Source organism: Emergencia sp. (genome assembly GCF_048465375.1).
GTDB lineage: Bacteria > Bacillota > Clostridia > Peptostreptococcales > Anaerovoracaceae > Senimuribacter.
Map to the genome: position 1 here is coordinate 36,903 of NZ_DBFWLQ010000001.1, position 24,771 is coordinate 61,673.

Genomic DNA, 24,771 nt, shown 5'->3' on the forward strand with positions numbered 1-24,771 from the left:
GCGCCTAAGTGTGATGATTTTAAGAAGAAATTTGGGCGCTTCGGTGTAGATTAAGCGAATGCATATTTCTTATTAGGAGTACTATATTGGAAATCGCAATTGCTACTATGTAGCCATATATATTAAGGGATGGAATACCCGTAAAAATGATGAGACAGATCAAAAGCAGCAGCTGCTGGAACAGAGAATTGCGGAAGGACTGCGCTTCCTGGCCGATGCTGATCATCAAGCTTGTGGTCGTGCCGGTGACGTACAGTAAAGGCGCGCAGAGACCGGCCAGCCTGATCATCCAGGTCAGGTCATTTCTCTTGTAAAAAAACATGCCCATCTCGTCGGCCAAAAACCAGAAGACGACTCCTGTGACAAGACCAATGGTGAAGGCTGTCAGCAATGCTCTGTGAATCAGCCGGTTCCCTTGATAGGATTTGCCTGTGGCCATCATGGTGGATATCTTTGGCACGACGATGGAACAGGTAGACGCAACTAGAATCATGGGATAGTTCATCAGCGGAAACACCATGCCTTTGTACTTGCCCATCAGAGTCAGTGACTCTGCAGCCGTGTAACCGATGGAGCAAAGCCTCGATTTCACAATAACAGAAGAAAAGGCGTTGACAAATTCCATCAGGCACTGCGTCAGACAAATTGGCGTAGCGCCTTTGATCAAAGGCTTTAATGTGCTGCCGACTAAATCAAACTTCATCTTTAGCGGAGGAACTTTCGGTTTTGTTTTCTTATAGTAAATCATCAGGAACAAGACGCTCTGCATCTCGCCGATGGCATAGCAGAGGTAAATCAGCGTAACCGGAGGAAAAGACGTTTTATTGAGACAGAATTTGATCAGACAGTACAGGATGGGAAATCTGAGTATCTTTTCGCTGATATTGATGGCAGAGGGGACTTTGATTTTGGCCAGGCCGAGGAAATGCCCTTTGACGATGTTGGATATGGACATGAGAATCATCAGCGGACAAGTCGCCAGAATTGTATAGGTCAGCTGTGCATCTCCCAGGAACCAGGTCGCAATGGGTTTTGCCGTCAGAAAAACGACGCCCACCAGGAACAGGGACCACAAAAAACTGAATGCGGTGGAGATTTTGATGCTGATGTCCATCTCTGCATAGTTTCGGAAATGCTGGTGTTTTGCCGATATCTTTGATATGGTGACCACCAGTCCTTCGGTCATGAAGGAGAGGAACAGACAGTTGATCGGTGAGACCAGACTGAGCAGTCCCAAACCTTCTGCACCGAAAATTCGAGACAGATACATATTAAATATGAACTCGATCAAGCCGATAATCAAATTGGATATGGCCAGAACGATGATATTTTGCTTTACTTTTCCTAAGAACATATAAACACCATGCTTCTTCAATATGTTAATATGTATTAGGAAAGAGCTTGGTCTATTCTCTAATCTTTAAATTATTTGTCAGAAAAGAGAGGCGTGGAAAGATACCTGTCCCCACTGTCTGGTAACAGAACGACGATGTTTTTGCCTGCGTTTTCCGGGCGGCGGGCCAGCTGCAATGCGGCAAAGAGGGCGGCGCCAGAAGAAATTCCAGCCAGCAATCCCTCCACTTCACCCAGCATTTTGCCCGTCTCAAAGGCCTCTTCGTTTTCAACCAAAATCACTTCGTCGTAAATTTCCGTATTGAGAACAGATGGAACAAAACCTGCGCCGATGCCTTGGATTTTGTGAGCGCCGGCAGTACCCTTTGACAGCAGGGGAGAAGCAGCGGGTTCGACGGCGATGACTTTTATCTGCGGGTTCTTTGCTTTGAGGTATTCACCGACACCTGTAATGGTGCCGCCGGTTCCGATTCCAGCGACAAAGATGTCGATCTCTCCATCAGTATCCTGCCAGATTTCCGGGCCAGTGCTCTCTCTGTGCACCTTTGGATTAGCGGCGTTATCAAATTGGCCGGGAATGAAAGAGTCTGCAATTTCTGCAGCCAGTTCCTCTGCCTTGGCGATAGCGCCTTTCATGCCCTTGGTTCCGTCGGTCAAAACCAGTTCTGCACCATAAGCTTTCATCAAAGCCCGCCGCTCGGCGGACATGGTTTCTGGCATCACGATGATAGTCTTGTAGCCTTTGGCCGCGGCCATGGCGGAAAGTCCGATACCGGTATTGCCGCTGGTTGGCTCGATGATTGTGGAGCCAGGCTTCAATATTCCTTTGTTTTCCGCATCCTCAATCATGGCCTTGGCGATTCTGTCTTTGACGGAACCGGCCGGATTGAACATTTCCAGTTTTGCGATGATGGAAGCCTTTAACGCATAGTTCTCTTCTATTTTGGAAAGCTGCAGTAACGGTGTGCCGCCTGTCAGCTGATCTGTTGACTGATAAATTCTTTTCATTTTATATAATCTCCTTTGTTACTTGACAGCATCAAAAGCCTGTGCCAGGTCAGTGATGATGTCCTCGATGTGTTCTGTACCGACAGAGAGCCGGACGGTCTGCGGCTTGATTCCCGCTGCCAGCAGTTCTTCGCTGGAAAGCTGTGAATGTGTCGTAGAAGCTGGGTGAATCACCAGGGACTTCATGTCGGCTACATTGGCGAGAAGAGAAAATAGCTTCAGAGATTCTGTAAACTTTTTCGCCCTCTCCTCACTGCCTGCCAGTTCGAAGGTAAAGATAGAGCCGCCGCCCTTTGGATAGTAGGCATCGTAAAGTTCCTTCTCCTGGCCTGTTGCCAGGGAAGGATGGTTTACCTTTTCTACCAAGGGATGTTTTGATAGAAACTTCACGACCTGCAGGGCGTTGCTGACGTGGCGTTCCACTCGCAGGGACAAAGTCTCCAGTCCCTGCAGCAGCAGGAAGGAGTTAAACGGTGACAGGCAGGCTCCGGTATCTCTCAGCAGAGTGGTGCGGATTTTCATGATATATGCCAGATTTCCACAGGCCTCGGTAAATTTGACGCCATGGTAAGACGGGTTTGGCTGGGAAAGACCTGGGAATTTGTCTGTGGCTGTCCAATCAAAGGTTCCGCCATCGATAATGACACCGCCTAATACGGTACCGTGGCCGCCGATGAACTTTGTGGCTGAGTGAACGACGATATCGGCTCCGTGTTCTAAGGGACGGAACAGATATGGCGTGGCGAAGGTATTGTCTACGATGACGGGAATGCCGTTTCTGTGTGCAATCTCTGAAACAGCCCCCAGGTCGACGATATCGGAATTGGGATTGCCCAGGGATTCCAGGTAAATGACTTTGGTGTTTTCTTTGATGGCGCGGGCAAAGTTCTCCGGGTCGCTGCCGTCTACAAAGGTGGTCGTGATGCCGCAGTCTGTCAGTGTATTGGCAAACAGATTGTAAGTGCCGCCGTATAGGCTGCCGGAAGACACGATATGGTCGCCGGCCTTTGTGACGTTCTGTACAGCATAGGTAATGGCTGCCGCACCGGAACTGACGGCTAAGGCCGCCGTACCACCTTCGAGGGCGGCAATCCTCTGTTCAAAGACATCCGATGTTGGGTTCATCAGTCTGGAGTAGATGTTGCCTCCTTCTGTCAGGTTAAACCTGCCGGCTGCCTGGGCAGAATCTTTAAAGACATAAGACGTAGTCGCGTAGATTGGCACTGCTCTTGCGTCAGTTGCAGGATCAGGATTTTCCTGGCCTGCGTGAAGTTGTAGTGTTTCGAATTGATAGGTGGTATTTGTCATCGCTCTGTCTTCCTTTCGTTGCTGTATTGTATTTGTTATAACTGTCATAGATTCCTATATTCCTACTAGATTAATAGGAATTATACTTCTAAAAACCTATTATGTCAATAGGGAAATGGAAATCGTGCAAAATTTTTGATGGTTAGATCACATAGTTATTGCCAGGTGTTCCTGACTGCAGCAAATCCTCCAGGGTGATGCCGTCAAAGTAATCCTCTATCATCTTGTAGAAATTTTCCCACATGGATAGGGTCTTGCAGGATGCGATCCGAGAGCATTTATTAGGATTGTCCTCAAGACAGGCGACCGGCGCGAGGCTGCCTTCGGTCAGACGGAGGATGCTGCCGATGGTATACTGATCAGGCTCACGAGTCAGCTTATAGCCGCCGCCTTTGCCTCGAAGCCCTTCTAGAAAATGAGCTTTAGTCAACGCGGAGATAATATTCTCTAAATATTTTTCTGAGATATCCTGTCTGGCGGCGATGTCTTTTAGGGGAATATATTTGCCAGTATTATTTTCGGCAAGGTCGATCATAACTCGAATGGCGTAACGACCTTTTGTTGATATTTTCATCATATTGTTTACCTCTTCTGACTTTTTTATGACATAGGAAATATCGTCTGAAGGACGAACTTTCGCATGATGCAATGGTTGTACCTTCTTACGGCGACATCGTTAAAGGGTAGAACCATTATACCATGACGATACCTTTGAAATTAGAATTGAACGTCATGATTCAATGGTTCTTTCCTTACGGCAACGCCGTTAAAAGGTAGAACCATTATACTACTAGTTTAGTAGGGAAACAATGGGCATAATGCTTGTTACGGAAATTTGTTAGAGCCCAATGATGTGTTTGCAATAGTCCGCAGACGATATGCTGCTCAGAAAATGTTCTGAACTTTTTTTTGGACGAACTCGGCTGCGGACTGTTTAGATCGTGCAAGCAGGTAATGCAGTCCGCAAATGGTAGAGCTTTTCAAAAAAGTACAGTACATTTATTTTAGCCGGGCTGATTGTGGACTACATAGACCCATTTCAGGGACAGAATAGTCCGCAGATGGGATAGGATGTAGAAAATGTTGCAGACATTTATTTGGCGAAAGGCAGTTGCGGACTAATTAGGAGCAAAATTAACGTTATTAGTCCGCAGTCAGAATCTTTGTAGAAAATGTTGCAGACATTTTTTTTAGGTGCGTCAGTTGCGGACTGAAGAGGCCGCAAACCTCATGACAATTGAAAGTCTATTACTAATTAAGAACGATTTGCTCCAAGATATAGATTGTGTTATAATGATTCCGCAATCTTGCGGCGTTGCCGAAGGGAAGGAATCATTGAAACATGACGCTCGATTCTATTTTTAAAGGAAGCGTTGTGTTATAATGAACGCGACTATTTTACAGCGTTGCTGCAAGGAAGCGTTCACTGCATTGCAGACTACGATAATTTTCAAAAGGATGTCTGCAACATAATAATTCCGCAATCTTGCGATTTCGTCGCAAGGAGGATTCTAAAGAATAGTTATACCGCTCAGGGGATCTGGGCAGTGGGCATATGACATCATCCAGAGCAGGAGAGAATAAATGAACAACAATGTATTAGAACAAGCAAAGAAAACATACCAGCTTCTTTCGGGGGATGAAGCTTGCTGCGGGCAGGCGGATCATGTGAAGACGCTGATTGATAAATTGGAAAATAGAGATATCACGGTATCTATTATCGGGCAATTTAAGCGGGGCAAGAGCACCTTGGCCAATGCGATCTTGGAGGATTGTGTCCTACCCGTGGGCATTGTGCCGATTACATCGGCCGTGACGAAGGTGGTTTATGGTAAGAGAGCTGCCGAGGTTCACTACCAGAATGGCGTAGTGGAACCAGTTGAATTTGCGCGGCTGTCAGAATTCATCAGTGAGCAGGAGAATATGGGAAACAAGCTGGGTGTGGAATCCGTCATCCTCCACACACCGTCAAAATTTCTGAAGAACGGACTGACTTTTGTCGATACGCCAGGTGTCGGTTCGTTCCATAAGAACAATACAGAAACGGCATATCACTACATGAAGGAAAGTGATGCAGTGATTTTTCTGCTGTCCGTGGACAGCCCGATTAACCAGATTGAAATTGACTTTTTACATAATACCAAGGAGTTTGCCGGAAAGTTTTATTTTGCTGTCAACAAGGCAGATATCGTAGATGACAATGATCTGTCTGCTTACATGGACTATTGCGAAAAACTGCTGTGCCAGATGATGGATATGAATGAGATTGCGATGTTTCCCGTCAGCGCCAAAACCGGCCGCGGCGTAGAGGAATTGAAAAAGGCCATCGTTCACGACTGCAAGAAATCTGCCAGAGAAATTTTGGAGGAGTCCACAGAAAAGAAATTGAAAGATGTCATCACCAGCGCTTTGACGCAGCTGGACTTTTATTGGAAAGCGATGAACATGGAATACAAGGAGCTTGATGAGCGCTTTGCTGCTATAGCAAAGACTATAGAGGACATCAAAACAAAGGCCGCTGGCTGCGAGGCCGGGTTTGAGATCCACCTCAACGAGATGAAACTGCAGCTGTCAGAGAAAGTCCTGGAACTCTTCGGTATGGAATACCATTATGAGATTACCCAGCTTCCGGCAGGGTTGATCTCCATGGACAAAGAAGAATTCCTGAGACAAGTGGAACTTCTTTGCCAGAACCTCACCGATACACTGAATCGCATTCTGCTTTATCGGGAGGAAAACGCCTATACTGTGGTGAGAAGAATCAACAACATCAATAAGTTGTCCAGACAGCTGAGAAAAATCAGAAACGAATTATAAGAGAATACGAAGTGTCGGTCAGCAGAACGCCTCATTCAGAGTGCTTGCTGACGGGCACTTTTTGCTTGCATCAATTCTTAAGAATTCTTAAATTTCAGAGTATTTGTTGACGAGGAACTATGGTAAAAGTATACTAAAGATATAGATAACTGATATAATGGTTATATTGCTATCCACTGGATTTGATGCGGATTAAAGAGATGGACAGAGAATCGCGAAAAATTTGGGAAATATTAAAAGGATGTCACAAAACCCCTTTTAGATATGTTTTATATAGTGAGAGACATGCTGGCCAAGGCGAGACATATAGGAGGTAACTGCTATGAGTCAAAAATACAAAAAAGTATTGATTATGATTTTGGCAATGATAATGGTAATCGCTGTATAGGGATGTTGGGTTTACAGCTTTGATGAAAACAAGATATTCAGGGCGGAAAAAGAGGGAAATAAGCTGCATGCTCATGAGGATGGCAAAGTGATCAGCACCTTTGAATATTCTTTCAACAAAATCCTTTGGATCCACTATGATGAGAAATACACAGCGAATTGGAGAGGAAAGGAATTAGATTTGACGAGGGCTATGCAGGGGTTTGTCTTTCCTTAGCTAGACCGGAGTTTGACTTAGAGGCAGTATGATATGACGGATAAAAAAAGTAAAACAACAGGCGTAATAATTTTTGTTCTTGTCCTAGCAATAGGTTTGATGTCGCTGCTGATACATATCAGGGATGATAATGCAGAATCCTTTGACCAGCAGATTAAAAACCCGGAAGGGCTATTTAATGGCACCTTTACTGATGTCCGTGACTGGAAGAATGAATTGAAGCTGATAAAGGGAGACGACATATGCATATCTGTCAGCAATCAGAACCTGAATTATGATGAAAAAAATTTGATTTTTACAAATACAGAAAAGCATATATACGAAAACTTCAACTGCTATTTTATCAGGCACCCGGAAGATACCATGTATGATGAGAAGACCGGAAAACTGGAAACTACGTGGTACTTGTGTAAATATGACGGCGTGGGCAGCATTTTGCTATTGAATGAAAACAATGAAGAGCTGGGGCGGATTACGTTTGTGCCAGGCAAGGAGAATTGGCTGGGGAAAAGGGAAGTGAACTACTACCTGATTACAAAAGACAAAAAGACGCGGATTTATAAGCGTGCGGATTTGGCTTACAACGCAGGCACGGCCTATTTGAAAAGCAAGTATTATACAGGGGTGTATCCTTCTGATACAGCTGATCCTGATTTTGATGGTTTTTGATGAGGGGAGATTAGAATGAAAAAGATTTTTGGTATATTGTCAATTTAATGATCGCTGCTGCTCTGCTATTTTTTATTTTTGTTCATGAAAGTGTTCTCGGCATTTACATTTCATTAGGTGCTTCTTTGGCAATTACGCCTTTCCAGCTGAGAGCCTATAAGGATGGGAGAAAAGGGTAAGATCCCTTTTACTATTTTCATAATTGTTAAAGTCATTATGTCCTTGGTATAAGCGCATTTTGGGCGAGCATTTGTAGGGAGGAAGTTGAAATGGATAAAACAAGTATTACAATACTTATTTGTATGGCAGGGGAAGTGATGCTTCTCAGCACAGCAGTTACAGGATATCGAAGAAAAGGTTGGGAAAATTCTATACAGAAATTTTCTGATTACTTCGGGGTTTTTATTGGGACACCACTTTTTATTTTCACTATCTATGCATTTTTCAAAACGCTATAATTTATGCTTTATGTCACAAGTGGGGTATCAGAACTGTTTTATATATAGAAGGGCTGATATCTCATTTTAATTATTCCAACTAACTTATATCTGTGATATAATCGGATTACTAATTATAATAAAACTTGAGGTATAGAATCTGATGAGTAATGATGTAAGAGATGCAATTATTGAGCAGCTAGAGGGCCAATATGGGAAATTGACGCGAAAATTGGCCTATGAGATTTTGCATGATGAGCACGAGGTGGAGGATGTGATTCAGACAGCCTTATGGGAAATTATCTATAAGCATACAGACAAGCTGAATCTACCCAAAGGAGAATTTCGAAATTATCTCTGCACTGCAGTGAAGAATACGGCGATAAACCTGTACAACCAAAAGAAGAAAGCGGATGTGCAGGACCCCTTTGTCATCAATGAACTGACGATGGACCAGGTTGACACAGGTTCTTTTCATGATGAATATGGATTTGGCCCGGAGCTGCAGGAACTGCTCGGTGAACTGAACAATATTGACAAGGATATCATCCTTCTGCGGTTCGGCTGTGGATACAGCCATGCCGAGATTGCCAAGGCAGTGGGCAAAAGCGAAGCAGCCGTCAGGAAAAGGCTGGAGCGGGCAACTATAAAATTGCGCGCAATACTGATTGACAGGGAGGTGGAATAAGATGATTGATAAGAATCAGGATATCGACAAGCTGGCTGAGGACATCCTTTCTGCATATGGAAAAGAACTGTGCAAGAGCAGAAAAGCATATTTTGACGCTTTGGAAGATGACTCCGTGCCAGATCCGCCGTTCTTTGCAGAACCAGTGAGAAAGAAGATGAGGACCAGAAGACCCTTCCGCCGCGCGTTGATTCTCGTTGCCGTGCTCGTGCTGATCATGGGACTGGTGGTCATATCCTCCGAAGGCGTGAAGGAGAAGATGTTCAACTACTTCGCTGACGAGAAAGAGGGGCATACGGATTTGTCCTACCTTGATGGTGAGGATGATGAGAGCAAAATCCCTGAGTTCGAACTGGGATATGTGCCAAAAGGGTATGAACACCTGGAGCACAGTTCTGATATTTTCGGCTGGAAGACTGTCTATGGCAATGATAAGGAGCAGTATATTCATTTTACTGTGAACAGGAGCGAAGACTACAATATGTCAGTGGACAATGACACCTTTAAGCAAAGAGAAATCATGGTCAACAGTTATCAGGCATTGCTGTTCTATGATGATAAGAATAGCGTAATCATTTGGCAGGTCGGCGATTATACCCTGGATTTGTTCACAGGACTAAGCCAAAAAGAAGCAGTCAAAGTAGCGAAGAATGTTAAGTTAAAGGATTAATTTAAAAAATCTAAAAATGATGTCACAAACCCCCTTTTTGATTTGTTGTATATAGTGAAAGAACAAATTAGAAAGGGGTTTTTAAACGAAAGTGAGGAACCATGAAAAAAAGAAATTTGTATCTGCTAGGCAGCGTGCTGATAGTGGTAGTGGCCATTGCGATAGTACTATTCGCTTACAGCAGAAACAACTACGCTGGCGATAACGTTGACAGGTATACGGGTAAATGGGAATTGACAGAGCAATGGCAGAATGGTGAACAGGTGGGGGAAGGGTTTGGCGACACGTTTTTGGAGATTGCAGGGAAGAGTACTGTAAAGTATACGGACTCGCATGAAAGCTATGAGGCGGAAATACGGGCTGAAGTAGGAAAATTGACGTTTACTAATGAAGAGGGGTACAAATATATATTATCCATTAAAAAAGGCTATTTGATGTTGAATGCACAGAATACAAGAGATCAAAAAGACCCTGGCGGACTGCTTATCTATAAAAAAATATCGTAGAAAAATGGCTTGCGTATTAAAGCAACTTGATTTAACTCTTGCTTCACGGTCGGTTTGTTCTTTTTGAGGAATTTGGCTGTGGCCTGCACAAACGCCCCCCCTTTTTGTATCTACGTTAGAAAGGTGTTTTAGGGCTATTTTTCTTTGGGTTATTTTTAGAGAGCTTTTCTGCTACAGGTTTGCCCTAGGTCTGACCTATATTTGTGCAGAGAAATCTAAACCACAGCAAAAAGTACAAAACAAGCGTGAATGACTTTTATGTCTTTGTGCAAGCAAAAGGTAGCTCGTGCGTTCTTACAAAAACTGGCGGAAGGGCTGGTGGAATTTCTCCACCGGCCCTTCCGCCTTTAATTCGTTATTATAATTTCTAGGAGTTTATTAGATTACTTAGTTAGCTTAACCAGCTTCGCAGCGCGCATCAATGGAGCTCAGAGCGCAACTTTGCAGCTTCGCAGCGCGCAACCAAGGCGATCTCCGATTACGCACTAACGCTTCCCGCGTTTTCTTCTGCGATAATCTTGTCGATTTCATCTACGATGCTCTCTTTGCCGAGCACTTTCCAGATGATGGCGCCGACGATGCCGCCGACTAGACAAGGCACCAGCCAAGTGAGGCCGTACTGAGACAGCGGGATGGCGTTGAAGAGATTGTCGATGAAAGCAGGTCCTGCCGGAATCAGTCCGTTGGCGATGGCTACGCTGTATGCCTGGTAGAAACCGACGATGATAGCCATCAGGACTGCGCCCTTCCATGCGCCGTCGTTAGGGATGAATTTTTTGAAGACACCCAAAACAGTCAAGGCGATGCACATCGGGAACAATAGCATAAACAGCGGTCCAGATAACTTGATGACGAAGCTGACACCTGTGGATGCGACCAGCATGATGGCGATAGCTAGAATCAGAGCCGCCAACTTATATGGAACCTTCTCTTTTGACAGCATAACCACCCAGTCTGCAGCAGTGGCAATCATGCCGGCTGCCGTGGTGAAGCAGGCAAAGATGATGGCAAGAGACAGTACGACGATACCGGTGTAGCCGGCCAGTTTTCTGATCAGACCTACCAGCAGTACGGTGTTGTCTGTGTCAGGAGCAAAGAGGTCTGTTCCTGTAGAACCCAGGTAACAGAGACCTGCATATACAACAAACAGGATGATAAATGCTACCACGATGACATTGAATAAAATCTTCTTCTGCTCTTTACCAGGTTTGTAGCCTTTGGCGTTGAGCGTCGCGATGAAGATCCCGCCGCATAGGATACCCGTTCCCACGTCTCCGGTGTTGATGGCCGTCAGGAAGGCATTGCTAAAGGAATTTTCAACGATGCCGCCTTTTGGGCTGCCAATCGGATTGACGATGGTCAGTACGACGATGATTAACAGGCAGATTAAAAGAATAGGCGTAATGAATTTTCCGATATTGTCCATGACGCTGGATTTACTGCTGGCGAGCAGGAAAGAGATTCCAAAGAACACCAGGAGGAACACCCACTTTACTGCGGTGGACTGAATTGACGGGAAGATGCCGCAGAGACCGATTTCGTAGGCCACGCCGCCGCACCTTGGAATGGTTCCAAAGACGACGCCTAAGATTGCGACAGCCATGAAAGCCAAATGCAGTTTTGCATGAGCATGACGGCAGATATCTTCCAGATTGGTACCCACGTTGCCCACTGCAGCTACCGCTAACATCGGGAATAAAATACCGGAAAGGGTCAGACCGATGATGGCTGGAAAGATGGCCGAACCGGATACCAGTCCGATTTGAGGCGGGAATACTAAGTTGCCTGCGCCGAAGAAAACGGCAAACATGGCGAACCCTATGACTAAACTGTCTTTTAAGACATTCTTATTATTCATAAACAATTAGTTCCTTTCATAAATCATTTCGCCTGAGATATAGGTTTTGTCTACGCACACTTTGTCGATGTCGTCTGCCGGTACGGACAGGATGTCATCGCTGAGCACGATAAAGTCTGCACGATATCCTGGTTTCAATTCGCCGACACCCTTGAGGCCGGAGACTTTGGCGCTGCTCTTCGTGTAAAGCTTGATAGCTGTTTCAATATCTACCTTCTGACCCTGACCGCAGTCTGTGCCGTCGTAAGCCTTTCTGGTGACAGCCGCTTTGATGCAAGGGAACGGATCGGACGGCACTGCCCAGGAAGTAGCAGGGGCGTCTGTGGAAAAGCAGAGATTGACCCCGGCATCCAGCATTTTCTTTACTGGGTAGGTGGTTTTGGTTCTTTCAGGTCCCAGGTTCGTCAGGTAACTTTCAATTTCGCAGTAGAGGAAAATTGGCTGCGTAGCAAAGCCGAACCCTTTTTCTACTGTTTTGGCAATAGCCGCATCTGATGGTTCCGTTACATGCTCAAGGCGCAGATGGGGTGTATCGTCATCTGTCCATTTATCTTCTATGTAAGCTCTGTCTACAATTCTATCGATGGTCTTGCCGCCCATGGCGTGCATGGAAAGCTGACAGCGGTTTTCTTTACAGAAAGCAATGGCTGTTTCCATGACTTCATCGGAGCAGACAGAGATACCGTAGTCGTCGGTGGTTCCCAGATAAGGATGATTCATCCAGGCGGTTCTGCCGGAAACACTTCCGTCACCGATGATTTTCAGACCGGAAGCCTGGATCTGCTGATCCTTGTTGAACTGTTCTTTGGTGATTTTGAAACTGTCGTCGTTCATGAAATTGTCCCACATGTAATAGATGCTGACTTTCTGTTTAAAACCTTTTGCAGCAGCTCTTGTGTAGTAGTCATAAGGATCGTTGTTATCCAGGAGTCCCATATCGCTGATGGATGTGACGCCCTGGGAGGATAACAGGTTACCCAGATCCAGCAGCTGATCAATGGTCTGGTCAAAGGTCAGATCAGGCATATAAGGCGTTACGAGATTTCTGGCGTTCTCACGCAGCACGCCGGTAGGTTCGCCATTTTCATCGCGGTCGATTTTGCCGCCCTGTGGATCTGGCGTATCTTTGGTGATGCCGGCTAGTTCCAGCGCTTTGCTGTTGACACATCTGATGTGACCGCAGGTACGGATGATGGAAACCGGTGCATCGCTGCAGCCTTTGTCCAGGTCGTATCTGTTTGGAGAACGTTTCTCGGCCAGCTTGCCTTCGTCGTAACCCCAGCCTTCAATCCACTGGTCTGCACTCTGCGTCTCTCTGACTGTGCGGATTCTGTCCGCCAGATCGGTGAGAGAATTTACGTTTGGAGGCAGGGCCGAAATCTTTTTACTGTAATCGGCAAGCATAATTGGATGCATGTGTGCATCGACAAATCCAGGTAAGACGCGTTTACCCTTTAAATCAATTTTTTCAGAATAATCAGCAGGCATTTCGGATTCTTTGCCCACCCATGTAATAATACCGTTTTCTACTGCCATCGCGTCGGCATATAAATTGTGATCGTCAGATGTAAATAGTCTGCCATTTACATAGACCGTTTTTTTGTTTGCGCTCATGTTAGTTTTTCACGCTCCTTTCACACGGTAAAGTATTGCAAGAGTTGTGCCATTTTCAGAAAATTAGAAATGAGCCATTTTTGGCACTTTGCCTTCCGACATTGTATGAAAAAAATTTGATAATATTATTTTTTTTTGAGATTACTTGGAAATTTTTATCCGAGTATGATGCCACGAAAAAGGGGTTCCAACTAGTAGATCTAGTTGAAACCCCAGGCAATCTTATATTGTAATGGCCAATTCTTCGCGGCTGAGGGTGGCGCCTTTCTTGCCCACCACCAGGGAAGAAACCGCATTGGCTGTTTTGATGGCCTCATAGATTGACCTGCCCTTGGCTAGGCAGGCCATAACGGTGCCGATATGGGAGTCGCCGGCGCCGATGGTGTCGACTACTTTTTCTGCTCTGACAGGTGGAACGTGAATAAACTCGTCTCCATCATAATAATAGGCGCCTTCTGCACCGTGAGTGACAATGACTGTATTGCCGGTCAGAGCGTAGAGGGCTCTGGTTCCCTCCTCCAGGGATGCTGCACCGGTAAATCCGCAGAGTTCATCCTCGTTGAGGTGAACGATGGGATGCAGGGCAAAGATTCTATCCATCAAAGACCGGTCGATGAAACAGATGCGCGGTCCAGGCGCGAAGAATACCGGAATGGTGCTGTTGGCTTCCAGAAAGTCCACGATGGTGCCGCCGGTCTTGTCCTCTATTTCTAGACCGCAGATATAGATGCTGCTGACCTTTTCCATCTTGAGGGTGTCGAACCATTCTTTATAAAAAAGATATTCCGCTCCGTGATCACAGACGAAAGTCCGTTCGCCGCCTTCTTCGACAAAACAGTAGCAGCAGCCGTTGGCTTGATCGGGGGTAGGCATAGGTGATGCCAGTCCCTTTACTGCCAGCTGATTTCTGACAAAGTCTCCGTAAAGCCCTGTACCTACAGGTGAGAAGAGCCTGTAAGGGACGTCAAAGAGGTGGATCATATTGGAAACGTTGTATGCGCAGCCTCCCAGAGACATCTCCTGTGAGATGACGTTGACGTCGCCGGAAGTTGTTGGCAGATGATCCAGATTGATGATGATGTCGGCTACGGTAGAGCCGATGAGCAAAATTTTCTTCATTGACAAGTACGACCTTTTCTTAGAATGATTGTCTTAAATTTTACCACCATCTGTGGAAATAGTCACTACCTGAAGGGCAAGTTTTTTTCCGCTTGCATCAACGGCGCGTCTGACGGCCATTTCCAGACCGCCGCAGCAAGGCACCTCCATGCGCGTTACCGTGACTGAGCGGATGTCATTCTGCCGGAAGATCTCTGCTAACTTCTCGGTGTAGTCCACATCGTCTAGTTTTGGACAGCCGATCAAAGTGATTCGCCCTGCGATAAAATCTTGGTGAAAGGCGGCGTAAGCGTAAGCCGTGCAGTCTGCTGCGATGAGAAGGTCTGCTCCGTCAAAATATCCGGCTCTGACTGGTGCCAATTTGATCTGTACCGGCCAGTTGGCCAGCTGTGACGGTATTTCCTGACTGGCGGCTTGAGCAGCCTGCGGATGCAGAACTTTGGCTGCTGCGCCGGGACAGCTGCAGGCGCTCTCCTCTGCCAATGCCCTCGCTGCCATGTTGGCTTTGACGGCAGCTTCGTCGTAGGCGGCAGCTTCTCTTTCTACAAAAGTGATGGCATCGGTGGGGCAGGTTGGCAGACAGTCACCGAGGCCGTCGCAATAGTCGTCCCGCAGCAGCGTTGCTTTACCGTTCGACATGCCGATGGCACCCTCGTGACAGGCCGCGGCACATGCGCCGCAGCCATTGCATTTCTCTTCGTCTATGTGTATTATTCTTCTAATCATTTTACTTACCTCTGTTTTTCTTGACTTTTATAGTCTGATTATAATACAATGAAAAATATATTTCCGTTGCTTCTGCAACGTAAAGGAGAAAAAATGAAAAAAATATGTGATGCCATGAAAAAATCAGTTCTTTTTTTGGGTATCAAAGAAGAAGATCTCGAACGTGTTATCAGTTGTTTTGACGTAAAGCTGTCTCATTACGACAGGGATCAATTCGTCGTTCACCAGGGAGAGCGGGCAAAGGGAGTCGGTCTGGTGATCAGTGGACAGCTTCACATCATTAGAGAAGACTTTCTCGGAAATCGAGAGATTTTGACGGAAGTAGGACCAGGCGATATCTTTGACGAAGTCTATGCAGTATTGGCTGAGGAGTATCAGAGCATCGCTGTCGTGGCGGTACAGCAGGCCGAAGTTGCATTTTTTTCTATGGAGAAGATGCTGACGACTTGCTCATCAAATTGTGATTTTCATAATATAATTATCAAGAATATGCTGCGTGCCATGGCACAGAAAAATCTGATGCTGACTAGAAAGATGGCGCATTTGTCCCGAAAGTCTATCAGAGAGAAACTGGTTTCTTACCTTTCAGATGAGAGCAGCCGACAAGGGAAACGGGAACTCATCATTCCTTTTAATCGGCAGCAGCTGGCAGATTATCTGTCGGTGGAGCGAAGCGCTTTGTCGAGAGAACTTTCCAAGATGAAAGACGAAGGGCTGATCGAATTTTACAAGAATCAATTTATACTGTATAATTAGATGTAAGAGATGGGAGGAAGCGATTATGTCTCTTTTGACAGAAAAAGCATTGGCAGCATCCCTTAAGAAGCTGCTGGAAAAGAAAACTTTGGATAAGATTACAGTAAAGGATATCACCGACGACTGCGGGGTCAACAGGCAGACCTTTTATTATCACTTTCACGATGTCTACGACCTGGTGGAGTGGATCTTTACAGAAGAAGCAAAGAAGTTCATGAACGATTGCGTGGAAGGCAGGGATTGGAAAGAGAGCATAGAAGCTCTGATGAACCGTCTGCTCAGTGATAAAGCCTTTATTATGAATACTTTTTATTCGGTGAACCGCAGGCAGCTTGAGAAATTCATGCAGAATCTTGCCAGACCGGCTATTGCAGACATTGCCCAGACCTTTGCAGAGGGAAAGTGCATCGAAAAGGAAGATTTGGATTTCGTGGTCAACGTATTTACCTTTGGCCTGGTAGGCATTATCACAGAGTGGGTTTCTGACGGTATGAGCGAGGAATATAAAGGCAGCATTAATAAGTTCTTTTTGGTGATTGACGGAACGATGGAAGGAACGCTGGAGAAGTTCGCTAAATAGGATTTATGCATCTGTAAGAATTTTATACAATCAACTAGGCGTGTCACAAAATGTTGCACGTCTTTTTCTTTGTCTATTGAGGAAAGATTTACTTGCTAATATGATGAGGTAATAATAGGAGAAGAATGAGGAGTAGGATGATATGAGTGTGGGACGTGAATTAAAAAAATTAGGGATGAAAGCTGCCTACCATTACCTTGATAGGGATCCTGAGACGAATATGCCGAAGCTGATGGAATGGGTGGACAAATTTGTCAGAGATGACGTTTTGACCGTGCAGAGAGACGTGTTTAGAAAGATCATTGCGGAAAAAGACAGCAACTGGTATCGTCTGCTAGCTAGTTTGTGGCAGGACATAGACGACGATGTTCGAAAGGCTTTATTCGAAAATCTTGTCATCAACGCCAATGCTCTGGCCGCGATACAGGCAAAGGAGTCGGCAGTAAAATACCAGTGCAACATTCCCTGGGTCATTGCCCTGGATATGGGACAGGAAGGGGATGAAGAAATTCTTTCTTTCGACGATCTGGACGGCATCATAGAGCAGGCGAAGGATTTAGGGACGTTCATGTTCTTACTGAGCGGCAGAGAACCGCTTGCACGCAAGGAAGAGGTTGTCGCTCTCTGCAACAAGCATACAGACTGCCAGTTCATGGCCTTTACAGACGGCCTGCAAATTGACGAAGATTTTGCAGAGCAGGCGCTGCGGGTGAAGAACTTCATTCCGGCTATCCGCGTATATGCTGCGGCAGACGACAAAAAGCTGGACGACGTCTTTGCTATTCTCAGGACAAAAAAACTGCCTTATGGTGAATACTGCATGTATGACAAATCGAATGCGGAACGGTTTGCCCGGGAGGCGTTTTTTGACGATGCCATTGAGCGGGGAGCAAAATTCTGCTGGTTTTTCTCGTCTCTGGCGGAGTCTGAGGACCAAGTCTACCAACTGACAAAAAAATATCGCGAATCGAAACCTCTGCTCACTATCAACTTCTGCAAAGACGAGGCGATGACTGGTGGCTGCATTGCCGGTAAGTATTATTGCAGCGTCAGCACGGACGGCAGAATCAAGCCGTGCAGTTTTTTGCCGTGCAGCGGGATGAATCTAAAAGAAAACTCCCTGCTGGCCGCGTATCGGTCGGACTGCTTCATGGAATACTACCACTGTGATTTGAAGTGCAGGGGAGTTTTTGAATGATAATTATAACCTTGGCGATTACAGCAGGTACCAGTTCCTAAATCGTTAAAAACGCTGAGATGGCACGATTGCCGTTCTCAGCGTTTGATTTTCTAGTATCGGTCTAGTCTTCTTTTTTATCGAAAAGCAGTTCTTCTACGATGGCGACAGCATCTTCGATGCAGCCGTTGCAGCTTCTGAGGACTTCGCCGCCGTCCATGCCTTTGATTTCACGGCAGATGGTGGATTTGTTCATGGCAAGAAATCTGTTGGTGGCTTCCTTCATCAGCTTATAACACTGGCTTTTGGACTTCGGTTTGTCCAGACTGCCGTCAGACTGTTTCATGCCGATGACCATGGCCATGCCGGATACTGCTCCGCAGGTACTGAACGTACCCATGCCGCCGCCGAAGGCTTCTGAGAGTCTGAATGCTGTCTCAAGGTCGGTGCCCAGTTCTTCGCAGAAAGGGCAGACTACAGACTGGGCACAGTTGTAGCCTTTTCCGTGGAGTTCGATTGCTTGTTCTTTTCTGTTCATTTATTTCACCTCTATTTCACTATGAATTTTGGATTTTTTACATATACATTGGGGTCCTTTATGATGGTCTCTGGTTTGATTTCAAGGACGTCAGGATTGCTCAGATATCTCTTGAACTCTTTGAAGCAGCGCCCAAAGTAATAACCGCTTTCAATCCTCTCATCGGTAGTCACCTTGACAGGAATGACTTTTCGCTCTTCTACGACCTCACCGATTTTGAACAGTTTTTTCTGAGGCTGCCCCATGGCAATGAAGATGCCGGTTGTCCCAAAATCGTATATGTGATGGTACACGGCGTTGAGCCGGATCGAAGCCAGGTTGGTGATGAAGAGGGATGTGTGGAAAGGACTGCCGTCGATGACTGGGAAGGGCAGTGAAAAATGTCTGTCCCACCACTTCAGGAAACTGACCGTTGTGCGGATCAGAAAGGGTACCTTCATCACTTTGCGAAGAAGGCGGTCCATGGAACTGGTGTTTCCGTCAGCGCGGTTGATCTGTATCGCTTCTGTCACTTTCCTGTTTACTTCGAAGATGTCGTCATCCAAATTAAAATACACTTTTGCTATGGTTTCTTCTCCGCCGCTTCCGTTGGACTTCAGGGTTACAAAGGAAACACAGAAATGGTTTCGGGCAAAGAGCCTCTTGTTTACCACAAAGCGATTCAGGTTCGGGTTCTGGGATACCAGCCTGAGATAGGCTGCCACCATCACGCTCATATGATTCATTTTGATCCCCCTGCTGCGACACTTGTTTATATAGCTCTGTATTGCGTCTAAATCGAGATCCAAATCGATGTAGTTAGTCGCGTCATACCGTTTTGTCATGATATGCGGTATGATTTCGTACATCGGATCGCAATTCTTCAGTCTATATCCGTCTGTTCTATTCATTACTATCTCCAATCGCTAATCTGCCTGCAATTATACTATAAAAAGGTTGTTTAATCAAGAAATGGACGTTATAATTAAGAATATATTAATTATTACGCAGCGATATAGGATGATGAGTATGGAATACAAAATTTATAAACAGGACGATTTTCGCATTTCCAATTGGACGGGCGGAAAGACAACTCAATTGGCAATTTTCCCGGAGACGGCAGCGTACATAGAGAGAAACTTTCTCTGGCGTTTAAGTACAGCCACTTGTGAAAAAGAGGAGTCTGCTTTTACGAAGCTGGCAGATTTTGATCGTGTTTTGATGGTACTGGAAGGCGACGTGGTGCTGGCACATCAGGACGTGAGAGTGGCCAGACTTGGAGAATTGGAGCAGGACAGCTTTGACGGAGGATATGACACGAAGAGCTTCGGCAAAATCACAGATTACAATTTGATGGTCGCAAAGGGGAATAAAGGCTTTCTGGATGTGATTATACCAGATCAGAACAGCCAGACGCCGGCAATGGAGCAGTATCCAGAATTTGAGCAGTGTACGCAGGGGTATTATTGCAGAGACGGATTTGCGACTATCACCATAGACCACAAGACTGTGATGTTGACGGCGGGACAGCAACTGATTATCAACAGTGAGAATGGTAAGATTCCGACGATATCGGTTATGGGCGAGGGACATCTGATCAGAGCGCAGATTTTCTTTAACTATCATCAGGAGGAGATGGGACCTACCATCATACCGCCTGAAAAGCCGACTTTTGATGACTTTAAGGCCTGTGTGTATTTGGCCAATATCCAGTTTCGGGGGGCGGGCTTCATTTTTAGGAAGTTAAAAACCCAGTGGTTTGACGAGGCGTTGACAGCGGCCATTCGAAAGATTGAACGCTTATACCTGACATTCTTCATCGCTACCATCGGTGCGGCTATCGTAGCTGCCGTTGGAATCAATCATCTTTCTACGGCAGGGTGCATCATCGCTATCGCAGTTTGGCTGCTGGCCGATATTTTCTTAATTTCGCCGCTGCTGTATTTTGCTGTGGTGCCTAAGCCTGTGAGAAAGCATATCAAAGACATTGACAGCCTGACGCCTTACGAGCAGAAAGTTCTGGAAAAACAGCGAGCCACTAATGAGCGCCTGGACAGACTACTTAAGAAATACAAGAATTCTGGACGATACCAGTATGATGAAGACGGCAACAGAGTGGATCTGCTTTAGAAAAATACTGAAAACCCCCGGCGTGTTGACACGATGTCTTGCCTCGGGGGTTTTAATGATTTGCCTTCTTTATTATTCCACGAATACTGCAGTGATATTTTTTGCGGGATCGCCTTTATGCTGGACAACCTGCAATCCCCAGCCTAAATTTTTTGCTGTGCTGTATACGTCTATGCCGAGGGCATATAGCGGGGGTCTGACTTTTTTGGGATTGATACAGGTTCCTTTTTCCGAGAAAGAACAGGCATCACAGTTTTCGCATTCTGTTGCACCGAAGGCAAAGTGGCAGCCTGATAGAAATGCGCGACTTTCTAATTCCAGGGTGATTTTTTGCCCTAGTTTTAAGTCCTCTGTGCACAGTATAATCCCCCAACTGTAATTTTTTATAATATCGGCGTATACCAAGGAATTGGCGACATCTTGTTTGGATGGGCAGTAGGGCATTCCACCGGGACATCCAAAGAGACATTTTAGAAAGGTTCTCTGGTCGAAGACAATTTGATCCAGGGTGAAAATTGCCGCTTGTTGGGCTCCCATCTCCATGGCTTTATTCATCAACTCTCGTTTTAGCAAGTCACTCAATACTTCCTCCTCCTTTTCAGTTTTGTATCTTTAGAAAAGGAACTCTGCCGCAGGCAGAGTCCCTAAAACTATAATGCTATTTAATCGTTACTTTTTTGCTGACCGTCTTGCCGTATACCTTTTCACCAGTTACATAGGTGTAAGGCCTTACGCTGACAGTATATTTTCCCTTGGCAAGTTTCTTGCTGGTAAAGGTTTTACCAGGTTTTGATAAGGAAGATACGATCTTGCCTTTAGAGTTTGTCACCTTATAGTAGAATCCATAAGCTTTGCTGTTGCCGCTGATCTTAGCGGTAATTTTCTTAGTCTTGGCGGAAGCTTTTGCAGAAGTGAGCTTCGTCGTGCGCGCGAGGGCAGCCTTGTATTCTTTGATAGGTGCTTTGTCTGCTGCAGTAAGCACTTTGATCCTGCCTTCGGTCTTCGCATATTGCTGACCGATGGTTCCGCCCAGCTTCTCGATGTATTTCTGAATGACCTCTGTGTCAACCAGCGACTCCTTAGTGACTTCCTTGCAGCCGTCGAACATGGTATAGCCGTCACCCTGCTGGGTCAGAATGTAAGTTGTCGATGCGACAGTATAAGTCTTTTTCGGATCGATTGGCACACCGTTTACCTTGACATTGACCACTCTTCTTGCACCGGCAACTTTGACGAACATTTTATTTTCATCAATTACAACGGTTGAAGGAACGGTGGTGTCAATTTCATAGGTGATACCGGATACCTGTAAGAATCCAGCGACTTCATCAGGTATATTTATGGCGCCAAGTTCTAAAGCGTCGAGAACCTGCTGTCCGGTCGCTTCGATGACGCCGTACATGTTGCCCCAAGGATGGAGGGCGATAATATCACCGTAGGTTACGTCGCCAGCCTTGATATCGGCACGGACACCGCCGCCCTGGACGATGCCGATATCTGCGCCTCCGATGATGCGGTAAGCGTCAGCGCAGAAATTACCCATATTGGTTTCCTGATTTCTGACAGCGCGTTTGCCTTCGGCATCCAGCGTGGTCAAGAGGACTTCAGAAGTACCCACTTTTTTGGAGGAGACTGCCTCGATTTTGTCTTTTACTTCTTTAATTAGAGCTGCGGTCTTTTCATCCTCTGTTGCATAGTCGGTGACTAGGCTGGTGGAAATCTTTCCATCCGCTGTAATGATTAATTCACCAATAGCGGCCAGCTTTGTTCCGGTCTGAGATAGAGTAACTTCTTTGCCTGCTTTGTCTTTTACTGATTCACTGGCTACTGTGCTGTGGGAGTGACCGTCGATAAAGGCGTTTAAGCCAGTGGTGTTGGCGATGACTTCTCTGGATGTCCATGGGCTGCTCTGCTCGTCGATTCCCATGTGTCCGAGAGCGATGATATAGTCAGCGCCTTCTGCCTTTGCAGCGTCGATGGCTTTCTGAACAGCTGCATAGAGTTTCTTGCCTGTCTTATCATTACAGAAGTCGTAGATATAGTTGCCTTTTTCGTCCTGGAAGAAAGCCGGCGTAGATTTGGTGATGGATTCCGGTGTGCTGATGCCGACGAATGCGACCTTTTTGCCGCCGATTTCTTTGATGACATACGGATCAAAGACGGTCTTATCTGCTTTGGTATCCATGAAGTTGGAACTGATATATTTAGCGTTGGATTTTTTTGTCAGCTCCAAAAATTGCTCCATGCCGAAGTCGAACTCATGATTTCCTGGCACTGCCACGTCGTAGCCGACCTGGTTCATGATGTCGACAATGTAGTCACCCTTGGAAAGAGCGCCTGCCAGGTCTCCCTGGATGGCATCGCCTGCGTCCACGAGGACGACATTCTTCGTTTCTTTCAGCTTGTCTGCTTTGTAGGCGGCAAGACCGGCATAACCGATACTGTCGTCGATTCCGCAGTGGACGTCGTTGGTATAGAGCACCACGATGTCGTCTGATTTTGCGTTTGCTGCAAAGACCATAGATGGCATCATCGCAACGACTAGGCAGACAGCCAGCAAAATCGTTAATAATCTCTTGTTCTTTCGCATAATTCGCCTCCTTAATGGTACTGGTCCCGATTTACGAAGTAAACCGCAGGACAGACCTTATGCTTTAGCGCCCCGCGAACAAAGAGAGCGGAATGGCGCTAGTCGTATAATGGTACTGGTCCCGATTTACGAAGAAAACCGCAGGACAGACCTTATGCAACCACCCTCCAAGAGAACGAGCCGATGGGCGAAGTTCGATTGGAAAAGGGCTGACTGCAAATGGTACTGGTCCCGATTTACGAAGAAAATCGCAGGACAGACCTTATTAAAGAAATAAGTGGTTTTATTTATGTAAAGCATCCAGGAATGCTTTCACATCGTCTTCCGTAGTTCCCCATGAAGTCACCAGTCTGATGGCAATCAGGCCGTCTTTTTCTGGAGCCCACTCATAGAAGAAAAAATTCTCTTCGAGTTCTTTGACCTTGGCAGCAGGCAGAAGCGGGAAAATCTGGTTGGTATGGGAGTTCCCCAGAAATCCGTAACCGGCCTTTTCGATACCCTCACGGAGCATTTTTGCCATTGCGTTGGAGTGTGCAGCCATCTGGAAATAGATGCTGTCTTCGCCGCCCTTGAGCAGGGCTTCAAACTGTACGCCGATGAGACGTCCTTTTGCCAGCATACCGCAGTGCTGTTTGATGACCCATCTGTAGTGATCGTTGATGGCGTCGTTGAAAATAATCATGGCTTCTCCTAGAAGCGCACCGTTCTTGGTTCCGCCAATGTAGAAGGCATCGACCAGCTGAGCGATGTCTTTGATGGTTAAGTCGCTGTCCTCGCACGTCAAAGCAGTTCCAAGGCGTGCACCGTCCATGTAGAGATACATGTCGTGTTCTTTGCAGCATTTGCTCAGCGCTTCTAACTCTGCTTTGGTATAAATCGTACCTAGTTCGGTAGTATGAGAGATGCATGCCATCTTTGGAATGACGGTATGGTCGTCTTCAAACTCGTCCCATGCTGCTTCAATGTGTTCTGGAGTCAGCTTGCCGTCTTCGGTATCGTAATACATGATTTTGTGTCCGGCGGCTTCTACACCGCCGCATTCGTGCGTGCAGATATGAGCTGACTTAGGGGCCACTGCTGCTTCGTAACAGCGCAGAGCAGCTGTGATGGTGATGATATTCGATGGCGTACCGCCGACCATCATATATACTTCGCAGTCCTGCCTGCCAATCAAGTCTTTGATCATCTGTGCTGCGTGTTCACTGTGTGGATCCAGGGCGTATCCGTCGGTGTGTTCCAAATTGGTATCAATCAATGCCTGCAGAACATCAGGATGTGCACCCTGGCTATAATCACTTCTAAAATAAATCATTGTTATCTTCCTCCTCTAATCTGTCAGATACCTCTATTATAGAATAGTTTTCAGAACAATTCATCTATTTTTGGAAGATATTTACGAAATTTTTACAATGTAAATAGCTGCAAGGATTATATATTGAAGTCACTCGATATTACTGAAAGAATTGGATGATTATTGACAAATGGTCATGCGCAAAAAACACTAGACAAGTCATGAAAAAGAGCGTATAATATTTCAGTAATATTATTTAAAAATGCGCAAAACATATAGAAATGAGGAAAAGATGGCGAGTTTCGGGGTCTTAGATATCCTACTCACTGAAAACGCCGCAGACCTTATTTCTT

23 protein-coding genes are annotated in these 24,771 nt (G+C 45.9%); 10 read left to right on the plus strand and 13 right to left on the minus strand.

Features of this window, described 5'->3' with window-relative positions; all coding sequences use genetic code 11:
* Positions 1 to 19 precede the first annotated feature (19 nt).
* The 4 genes from ACMQ5W_RS00220 to ACMQ5W_RS00235 form a co-directional block, all read right to left on the minus strand.
* Complete coding sequence (locus ACMQ5W_RS00220; protein ID WP_419022384.1) at positions 20 to 1,354, minus strand: oligosaccharide flippase family protein; 1,335 nt, start codon at positions 1,352 to 1,354, stop codon at positions 20 to 22.
* Positions 1,355 to 1,425: 71 nt separating this feature from the next.
* On the minus strand, positions 1,426 to 2,361 hold the full coding sequence (gene cysK / locus ACMQ5W_RS00225; protein ID WP_419022386.1) for a cysteine synthase A: 936 nt from the start codon (positions 2,359 to 2,361) through the stop codon (positions 1,426 to 1,428).
* Between the two features lie 18 nt (positions 2,362 to 2,379).
* Positions 2,380 to 3,669, minus strand: a complete 1,290-nt coding sequence (locus ACMQ5W_RS00230; protein ID WP_419022388.1) for an O-acetylhomoserine aminocarboxypropyltransferase/cysteine synthase family protein — start codon at positions 3,667 to 3,669, stop codon at positions 2,380 to 2,382.
* A 142-nt stretch (positions 3,670 to 3,811) separates the two neighbouring features.
* A complete protein-coding gene (locus ACMQ5W_RS00235; protein ID WP_419022390.1) occupies positions 3,812 to 4,246 on the minus strand; it encodes an RrF2 family transcriptional regulator in 435 nt (144 codons plus the stop codon).
* 1,007 nt (positions 4,247 to 5,253) lie between these two features.
* On the opposite strand from ACMQ5W_RS00235, the gene ACMQ5W_RS00240 reads away from it, so the two are divergent.
* The 6 genes from ACMQ5W_RS00240 to ACMQ5W_RS00265 all read left to right on the plus strand — a co-directional run bounded on the left by ACMQ5W_RS00240 (position 5,254) and on the right by ACMQ5W_RS00265 (position 10,060).
* Positions 5,254 to 6,486: a dynamin family protein gene (locus tag ACMQ5W_RS00240; RefSeq protein ID WP_419022392.1), complete on the plus strand. Its 1,233-nt coding sequence runs from the start codon at positions 5,254 to 5,256 to the stop codon at positions 6,484 to 6,486.
* A gap of 637 nt (positions 6,487 to 7,123) precedes the next feature.
* Positions 7,124 to 7,759, plus strand: a complete 636-nt coding sequence (locus ACMQ5W_RS00245) for a hypothetical protein (RefSeq protein WP_419022394.1) — start codon at positions 7,124 to 7,126, stop codon at positions 7,757 to 7,759.
* Positions 7,760 to 8,028: 269 nt separating this feature from the next.
* Complete coding sequence (locus ACMQ5W_RS00250) at positions 8,029 to 8,217, plus strand: hypothetical protein (protein WP_419022396.1); 189 nt, start codon at positions 8,029 to 8,031, stop codon at positions 8,215 to 8,217.
* Positions 8,218 to 8,359: 142 nt separating this feature from the next.
* Complete coding sequence (locus ACMQ5W_RS00255; RefSeq protein ID WP_419022398.1) at positions 8,360 to 8,884, plus strand: RNA polymerase sigma factor; 525 nt, start codon at positions 8,360 to 8,362, stop codon at positions 8,882 to 8,884.
* 1 nt (position 8,885) lies between these two features.
* Positions 8,886 to 9,554: a DUF4367 domain-containing protein gene (locus tag ACMQ5W_RS00260; RefSeq protein WP_419022400.1), complete on the plus strand. Its 669-nt coding sequence runs from the start codon at positions 8,886 to 8,888 to the stop codon at positions 9,552 to 9,554.
* A 101-nt stretch (positions 9,555 to 9,655) separates the two neighbouring features.
* Complete coding sequence (locus tag ACMQ5W_RS00265) at positions 9,656 to 10,060, plus strand: hypothetical protein (protein WP_419022402.1); 405 nt, start codon at positions 9,656 to 9,658, stop codon at positions 10,058 to 10,060.
* A 478-nt stretch (positions 10,061 to 10,538) separates the two neighbouring features.
* Here ACMQ5W_RS00265 and ACMQ5W_RS00270 read toward each other — a convergent pair whose 3' ends face one another.
* From ACMQ5W_RS00270 to ACMQ5W_RS00285, 4 genes are all read right to left on the minus strand, one after another.
* On the minus strand, positions 10,539 to 11,918 hold the full coding sequence (locus tag ACMQ5W_RS00270) for a branched-chain amino acid transport system II carrier protein (protein WP_419022404.1): 1,380 nt from the start codon (positions 11,916 to 11,918) through the stop codon (positions 10,539 to 10,541).
* A gap of 6 nt (positions 11,919 to 11,924) precedes the next feature.
* Positions 11,925 to 13,532, minus strand: coding sequence for an amidohydrolase (locus tag ACMQ5W_RS00275; protein ID WP_419022406.1), 1,608 nt, complete (start codon positions 13,530 to 13,532; stop codon positions 11,925 to 11,927).
* A gap of 222 nt (positions 13,533 to 13,754) precedes the next feature.
* Entirely contained in the window at positions 13,755 to 14,651 is an 897-nt protein-coding gene (locus ACMQ5W_RS00280) for a PfkB family carbohydrate kinase (protein WP_419022408.1), read from the minus strand.
* A 33-nt stretch (positions 14,652 to 14,684) separates the two neighbouring features.
* Entirely contained in the window at positions 14,685 to 15,377 is a 693-nt protein-coding gene (locus ACMQ5W_RS00285; RefSeq protein ID WP_419022409.1) for an ATP-binding protein, read from the minus strand.
* Between the two features lie 93 nt (positions 15,378 to 15,470).
* On the opposite strand from ACMQ5W_RS00285, the gene ACMQ5W_RS00290 reads away from it, so the two are divergent.
* The 3 genes from ACMQ5W_RS00290 to ACMQ5W_RS00300 all read left to right on the plus strand — a co-directional run bounded on the left by ACMQ5W_RS00290 (position 15,471) and on the right by ACMQ5W_RS00300 (position 17,911).
* A complete protein-coding gene (locus ACMQ5W_RS00290) occupies positions 15,471 to 16,133 on the plus strand; it encodes a Crp/Fnr family transcriptional regulator (protein WP_148493631.1) in 663 nt (220 codons plus the stop codon).
* Between the two features lie 25 nt (positions 16,134 to 16,158).
* Positions 16,159 to 16,713, plus strand: coding sequence for a TetR-like C-terminal domain-containing protein (locus ACMQ5W_RS00295; RefSeq protein ID WP_148493632.1), 555 nt, complete (start codon positions 16,159 to 16,161; stop codon positions 16,711 to 16,713).
* A gap of 142 nt (positions 16,714 to 16,855) precedes the next feature.
* A complete protein-coding gene (locus ACMQ5W_RS00300) occupies positions 16,856 to 17,911 on the plus strand; it encodes a radical SAM protein (protein WP_419022411.1) in 1,056 nt (351 codons plus the stop codon).
* Positions 17,912 to 18,014: 103 nt separating this feature from the next.
* Here the strand turns inward: ACMQ5W_RS00300 and ACMQ5W_RS00305 are convergent, their stop codons facing one another.
* Both ACMQ5W_RS00305 and ACMQ5W_RS00310 read right to left on the minus strand, forming a co-directional pair.
* Complete coding sequence (locus ACMQ5W_RS00305) at positions 18,015 to 18,428, minus strand: C-GCAxxG-C-C family protein (protein WP_419022413.1); 414 nt, start codon at positions 18,426 to 18,428, stop codon at positions 18,015 to 18,017.
* An 11-nt stretch (positions 18,429 to 18,439) separates the two neighbouring features.
* Positions 18,440 to 19,318: a hypothetical protein gene (locus ACMQ5W_RS00310; RefSeq protein WP_419022415.1), complete on the minus strand. Its 879-nt coding sequence runs from the start codon at positions 19,316 to 19,318 to the stop codon at positions 18,440 to 18,442.
* A 118-nt stretch (positions 19,319 to 19,436) separates the two neighbouring features.
* Here ACMQ5W_RS00310 and ACMQ5W_RS00315 point away from each other — a divergent pair, with 118 nt between their 5' ends.
* Positions 19,437 to 20,537 (plus strand): HutD family protein, encoded by a 1,101-nt coding sequence (locus tag ACMQ5W_RS00315; protein WP_419022416.1) that lies wholly within the window; start codon positions 19,437 to 19,439, stop codon positions 20,535 to 20,537.
* A 72-nt stretch (positions 20,538 to 20,609) separates the two neighbouring features.
* On the opposite strand, the gene ACMQ5W_RS00320 is transcribed toward ACMQ5W_RS00315, so the two are convergent.
* The 3 genes from ACMQ5W_RS00320 to ACMQ5W_RS00330 form a co-directional block, all read right to left on the minus strand.
* Positions 20,610 to 21,119: a DUF2284 domain-containing protein gene (locus ACMQ5W_RS00320; RefSeq protein ID WP_419022418.1), complete on the minus strand. Its 510-nt coding sequence runs from the start codon at positions 21,117 to 21,119 to the stop codon at positions 20,610 to 20,612.
* Between the two features lie 76 nt (positions 21,120 to 21,195).
* Positions 21,196 to 23,127, minus strand: a complete 1,932-nt coding sequence (locus ACMQ5W_RS00325; RefSeq protein ID WP_419022420.1) for a bifunctional metallophosphatase/5'-nucleotidase — start codon at positions 23,125 to 23,127, stop codon at positions 21,196 to 21,198.
* 283 nt (positions 23,128 to 23,410) lie between these two features.
* Positions 23,411 to 24,439, minus strand: coding sequence for a threonine aldolase family protein (locus tag ACMQ5W_RS00330; RefSeq protein ID WP_148493639.1), 1,029 nt, complete (start codon positions 24,437 to 24,439; stop codon positions 23,411 to 23,413).
* Positions 24,440 to 24,771 lie beyond the last annotated feature (332 nt).

Bases quoted from the DNA above. Each gene is read 5' to 3' on its own strand.
- ACMQ5W_RS00240 (WP_419022392.1), top strand. From the start codon at position 5,254: ATGAACAACAATGTATTAGAACAAGCAAAGAAAACATACCAGCTTCTT.
- ACMQ5W_RS00230 (WP_419022388.1), bottom strand. From the start codon at position 3,669: ATGACAAATACCACCTATCAATTCGAAACACTACAACTTCACGCAGGC.
- ACMQ5W_RS00220 (WP_419022384.1), bottom strand. From the start codon at position 1,354: ATGTTCTTAGGAAAAGTAAAGCAAAATATCATCGTTCTGGCCATATCC.
- ACMQ5W_RS00285 (WP_419022409.1), bottom strand. From the start codon at position 15,377: ATGATTAGAAGAATAATACACATAGACGAAGAGAAATGCAATGGCTGC.
- ACMQ5W_RS00260 (WP_419022400.1), top strand. From the start codon at position 8,886: ATGATTGATAAGAATCAGGATATCGACAAGCTGGCTGAGGACATCCTT.
- ACMQ5W_RS00280 (WP_419022408.1), bottom strand. From the start codon at position 14,651: ATGAAGAAAATTTTGCTCATCGGCTCTACCGTAGCCGACATCATCATC.
- ACMQ5W_RS00310 (WP_419022415.1), bottom strand. From the start codon at position 19,318: ATGAATAGAACAGACGGATATAGACTGAAGAATTGCGATCCGATGTAC.
- ACMQ5W_RS00315 (WP_419022416.1), top strand. From the start codon at position 19,437: ATGGAATACAAAATTTATAAACAGGACGATTTTCGCATTTCCAATTGG.
- ACMQ5W_RS00250 (WP_419022396.1), top strand. From the start codon at position 8,029: ATGGATAAAACAAGTATTACAATACTTATTTGTATGGCAGGGGAAGTG.
- ACMQ5W_RS00275 (WP_419022406.1), bottom strand. From the start codon at position 13,532: ATGAGCGCAAACAAAAAAACGGTCTATGTAAATGGCAGACTATTTACA.
- ACMQ5W_RS00270 (WP_419022404.1), bottom strand. From the start codon at position 11,918: ATGAATAATAAGAATGTCTTAAAAGACAGTTTAGTCATAGGGTTCGCC.
- ACMQ5W_RS00325 (WP_419022420.1), bottom strand. From the start codon at position 23,127: ATGCGAAAGAACAAGAGATTATTAACGATTTTGCTGGCTGTCTGCCTA.
- ACMQ5W_RS00290 (WP_148493631.1), top strand. From the start codon at position 15,471: ATGAAAAAAATATGTGATGCCATGAAAAAATCAGTTCTTTTTTTGGGT.
- ACMQ5W_RS00245 (WP_419022394.1), top strand. From the start codon at position 7,124: ATGACGGATAAAAAAAGTAAAACAACAGGCGTAATAATTTTTGTTCTT.
- ACMQ5W_RS00255 (WP_419022398.1), top strand. From the start codon at position 8,360: ATGAGTAATGATGTAAGAGATGCAATTATTGAGCAGCTAGAGGGCCAA.
- ACMQ5W_RS00300 (WP_419022411.1), top strand. From the start codon at position 16,856: ATGAGTGTGGGACGTGAATTAAAAAAATTAGGGATGAAAGCTGCCTAC.
- ACMQ5W_RS00235 (WP_419022390.1), bottom strand. From the start codon at position 4,246: ATGATGAAAATATCAACAAAAGGTCGTTACGCCATTCGAGTTATGATC.
- ACMQ5W_RS00265 (WP_419022402.1), top strand. From the start codon at position 9,656: ATGAAAAAAAGAAATTTGTATCTGCTAGGCAGCGTGCTGATAGTGGTA.
- ACMQ5W_RS00295 (WP_148493632.1), top strand. From the start codon at position 16,159: ATGTCTCTTTTGACAGAAAAAGCATTGGCAGCATCCCTTAAGAAGCTG.
- ACMQ5W_RS00305 (WP_419022413.1), bottom strand. From the start codon at position 18,428: ATGAACAGAAAAGAACAAGCAATCGAACTCCACGGAAAAGGCTACAAC.
- ACMQ5W_RS00330 (WP_148493639.1), bottom strand. From the start codon at position 24,439: ATGATTTATTTTAGAAGTGATTATAGCCAGGGTGCACATCCTGATGTT.
- cysK (WP_419022386.1), bottom strand. From the start codon at position 2,361: ATGAAAAGAATTTATCAGTCAACAGATCAGCTGACAGGCGGCACACCG.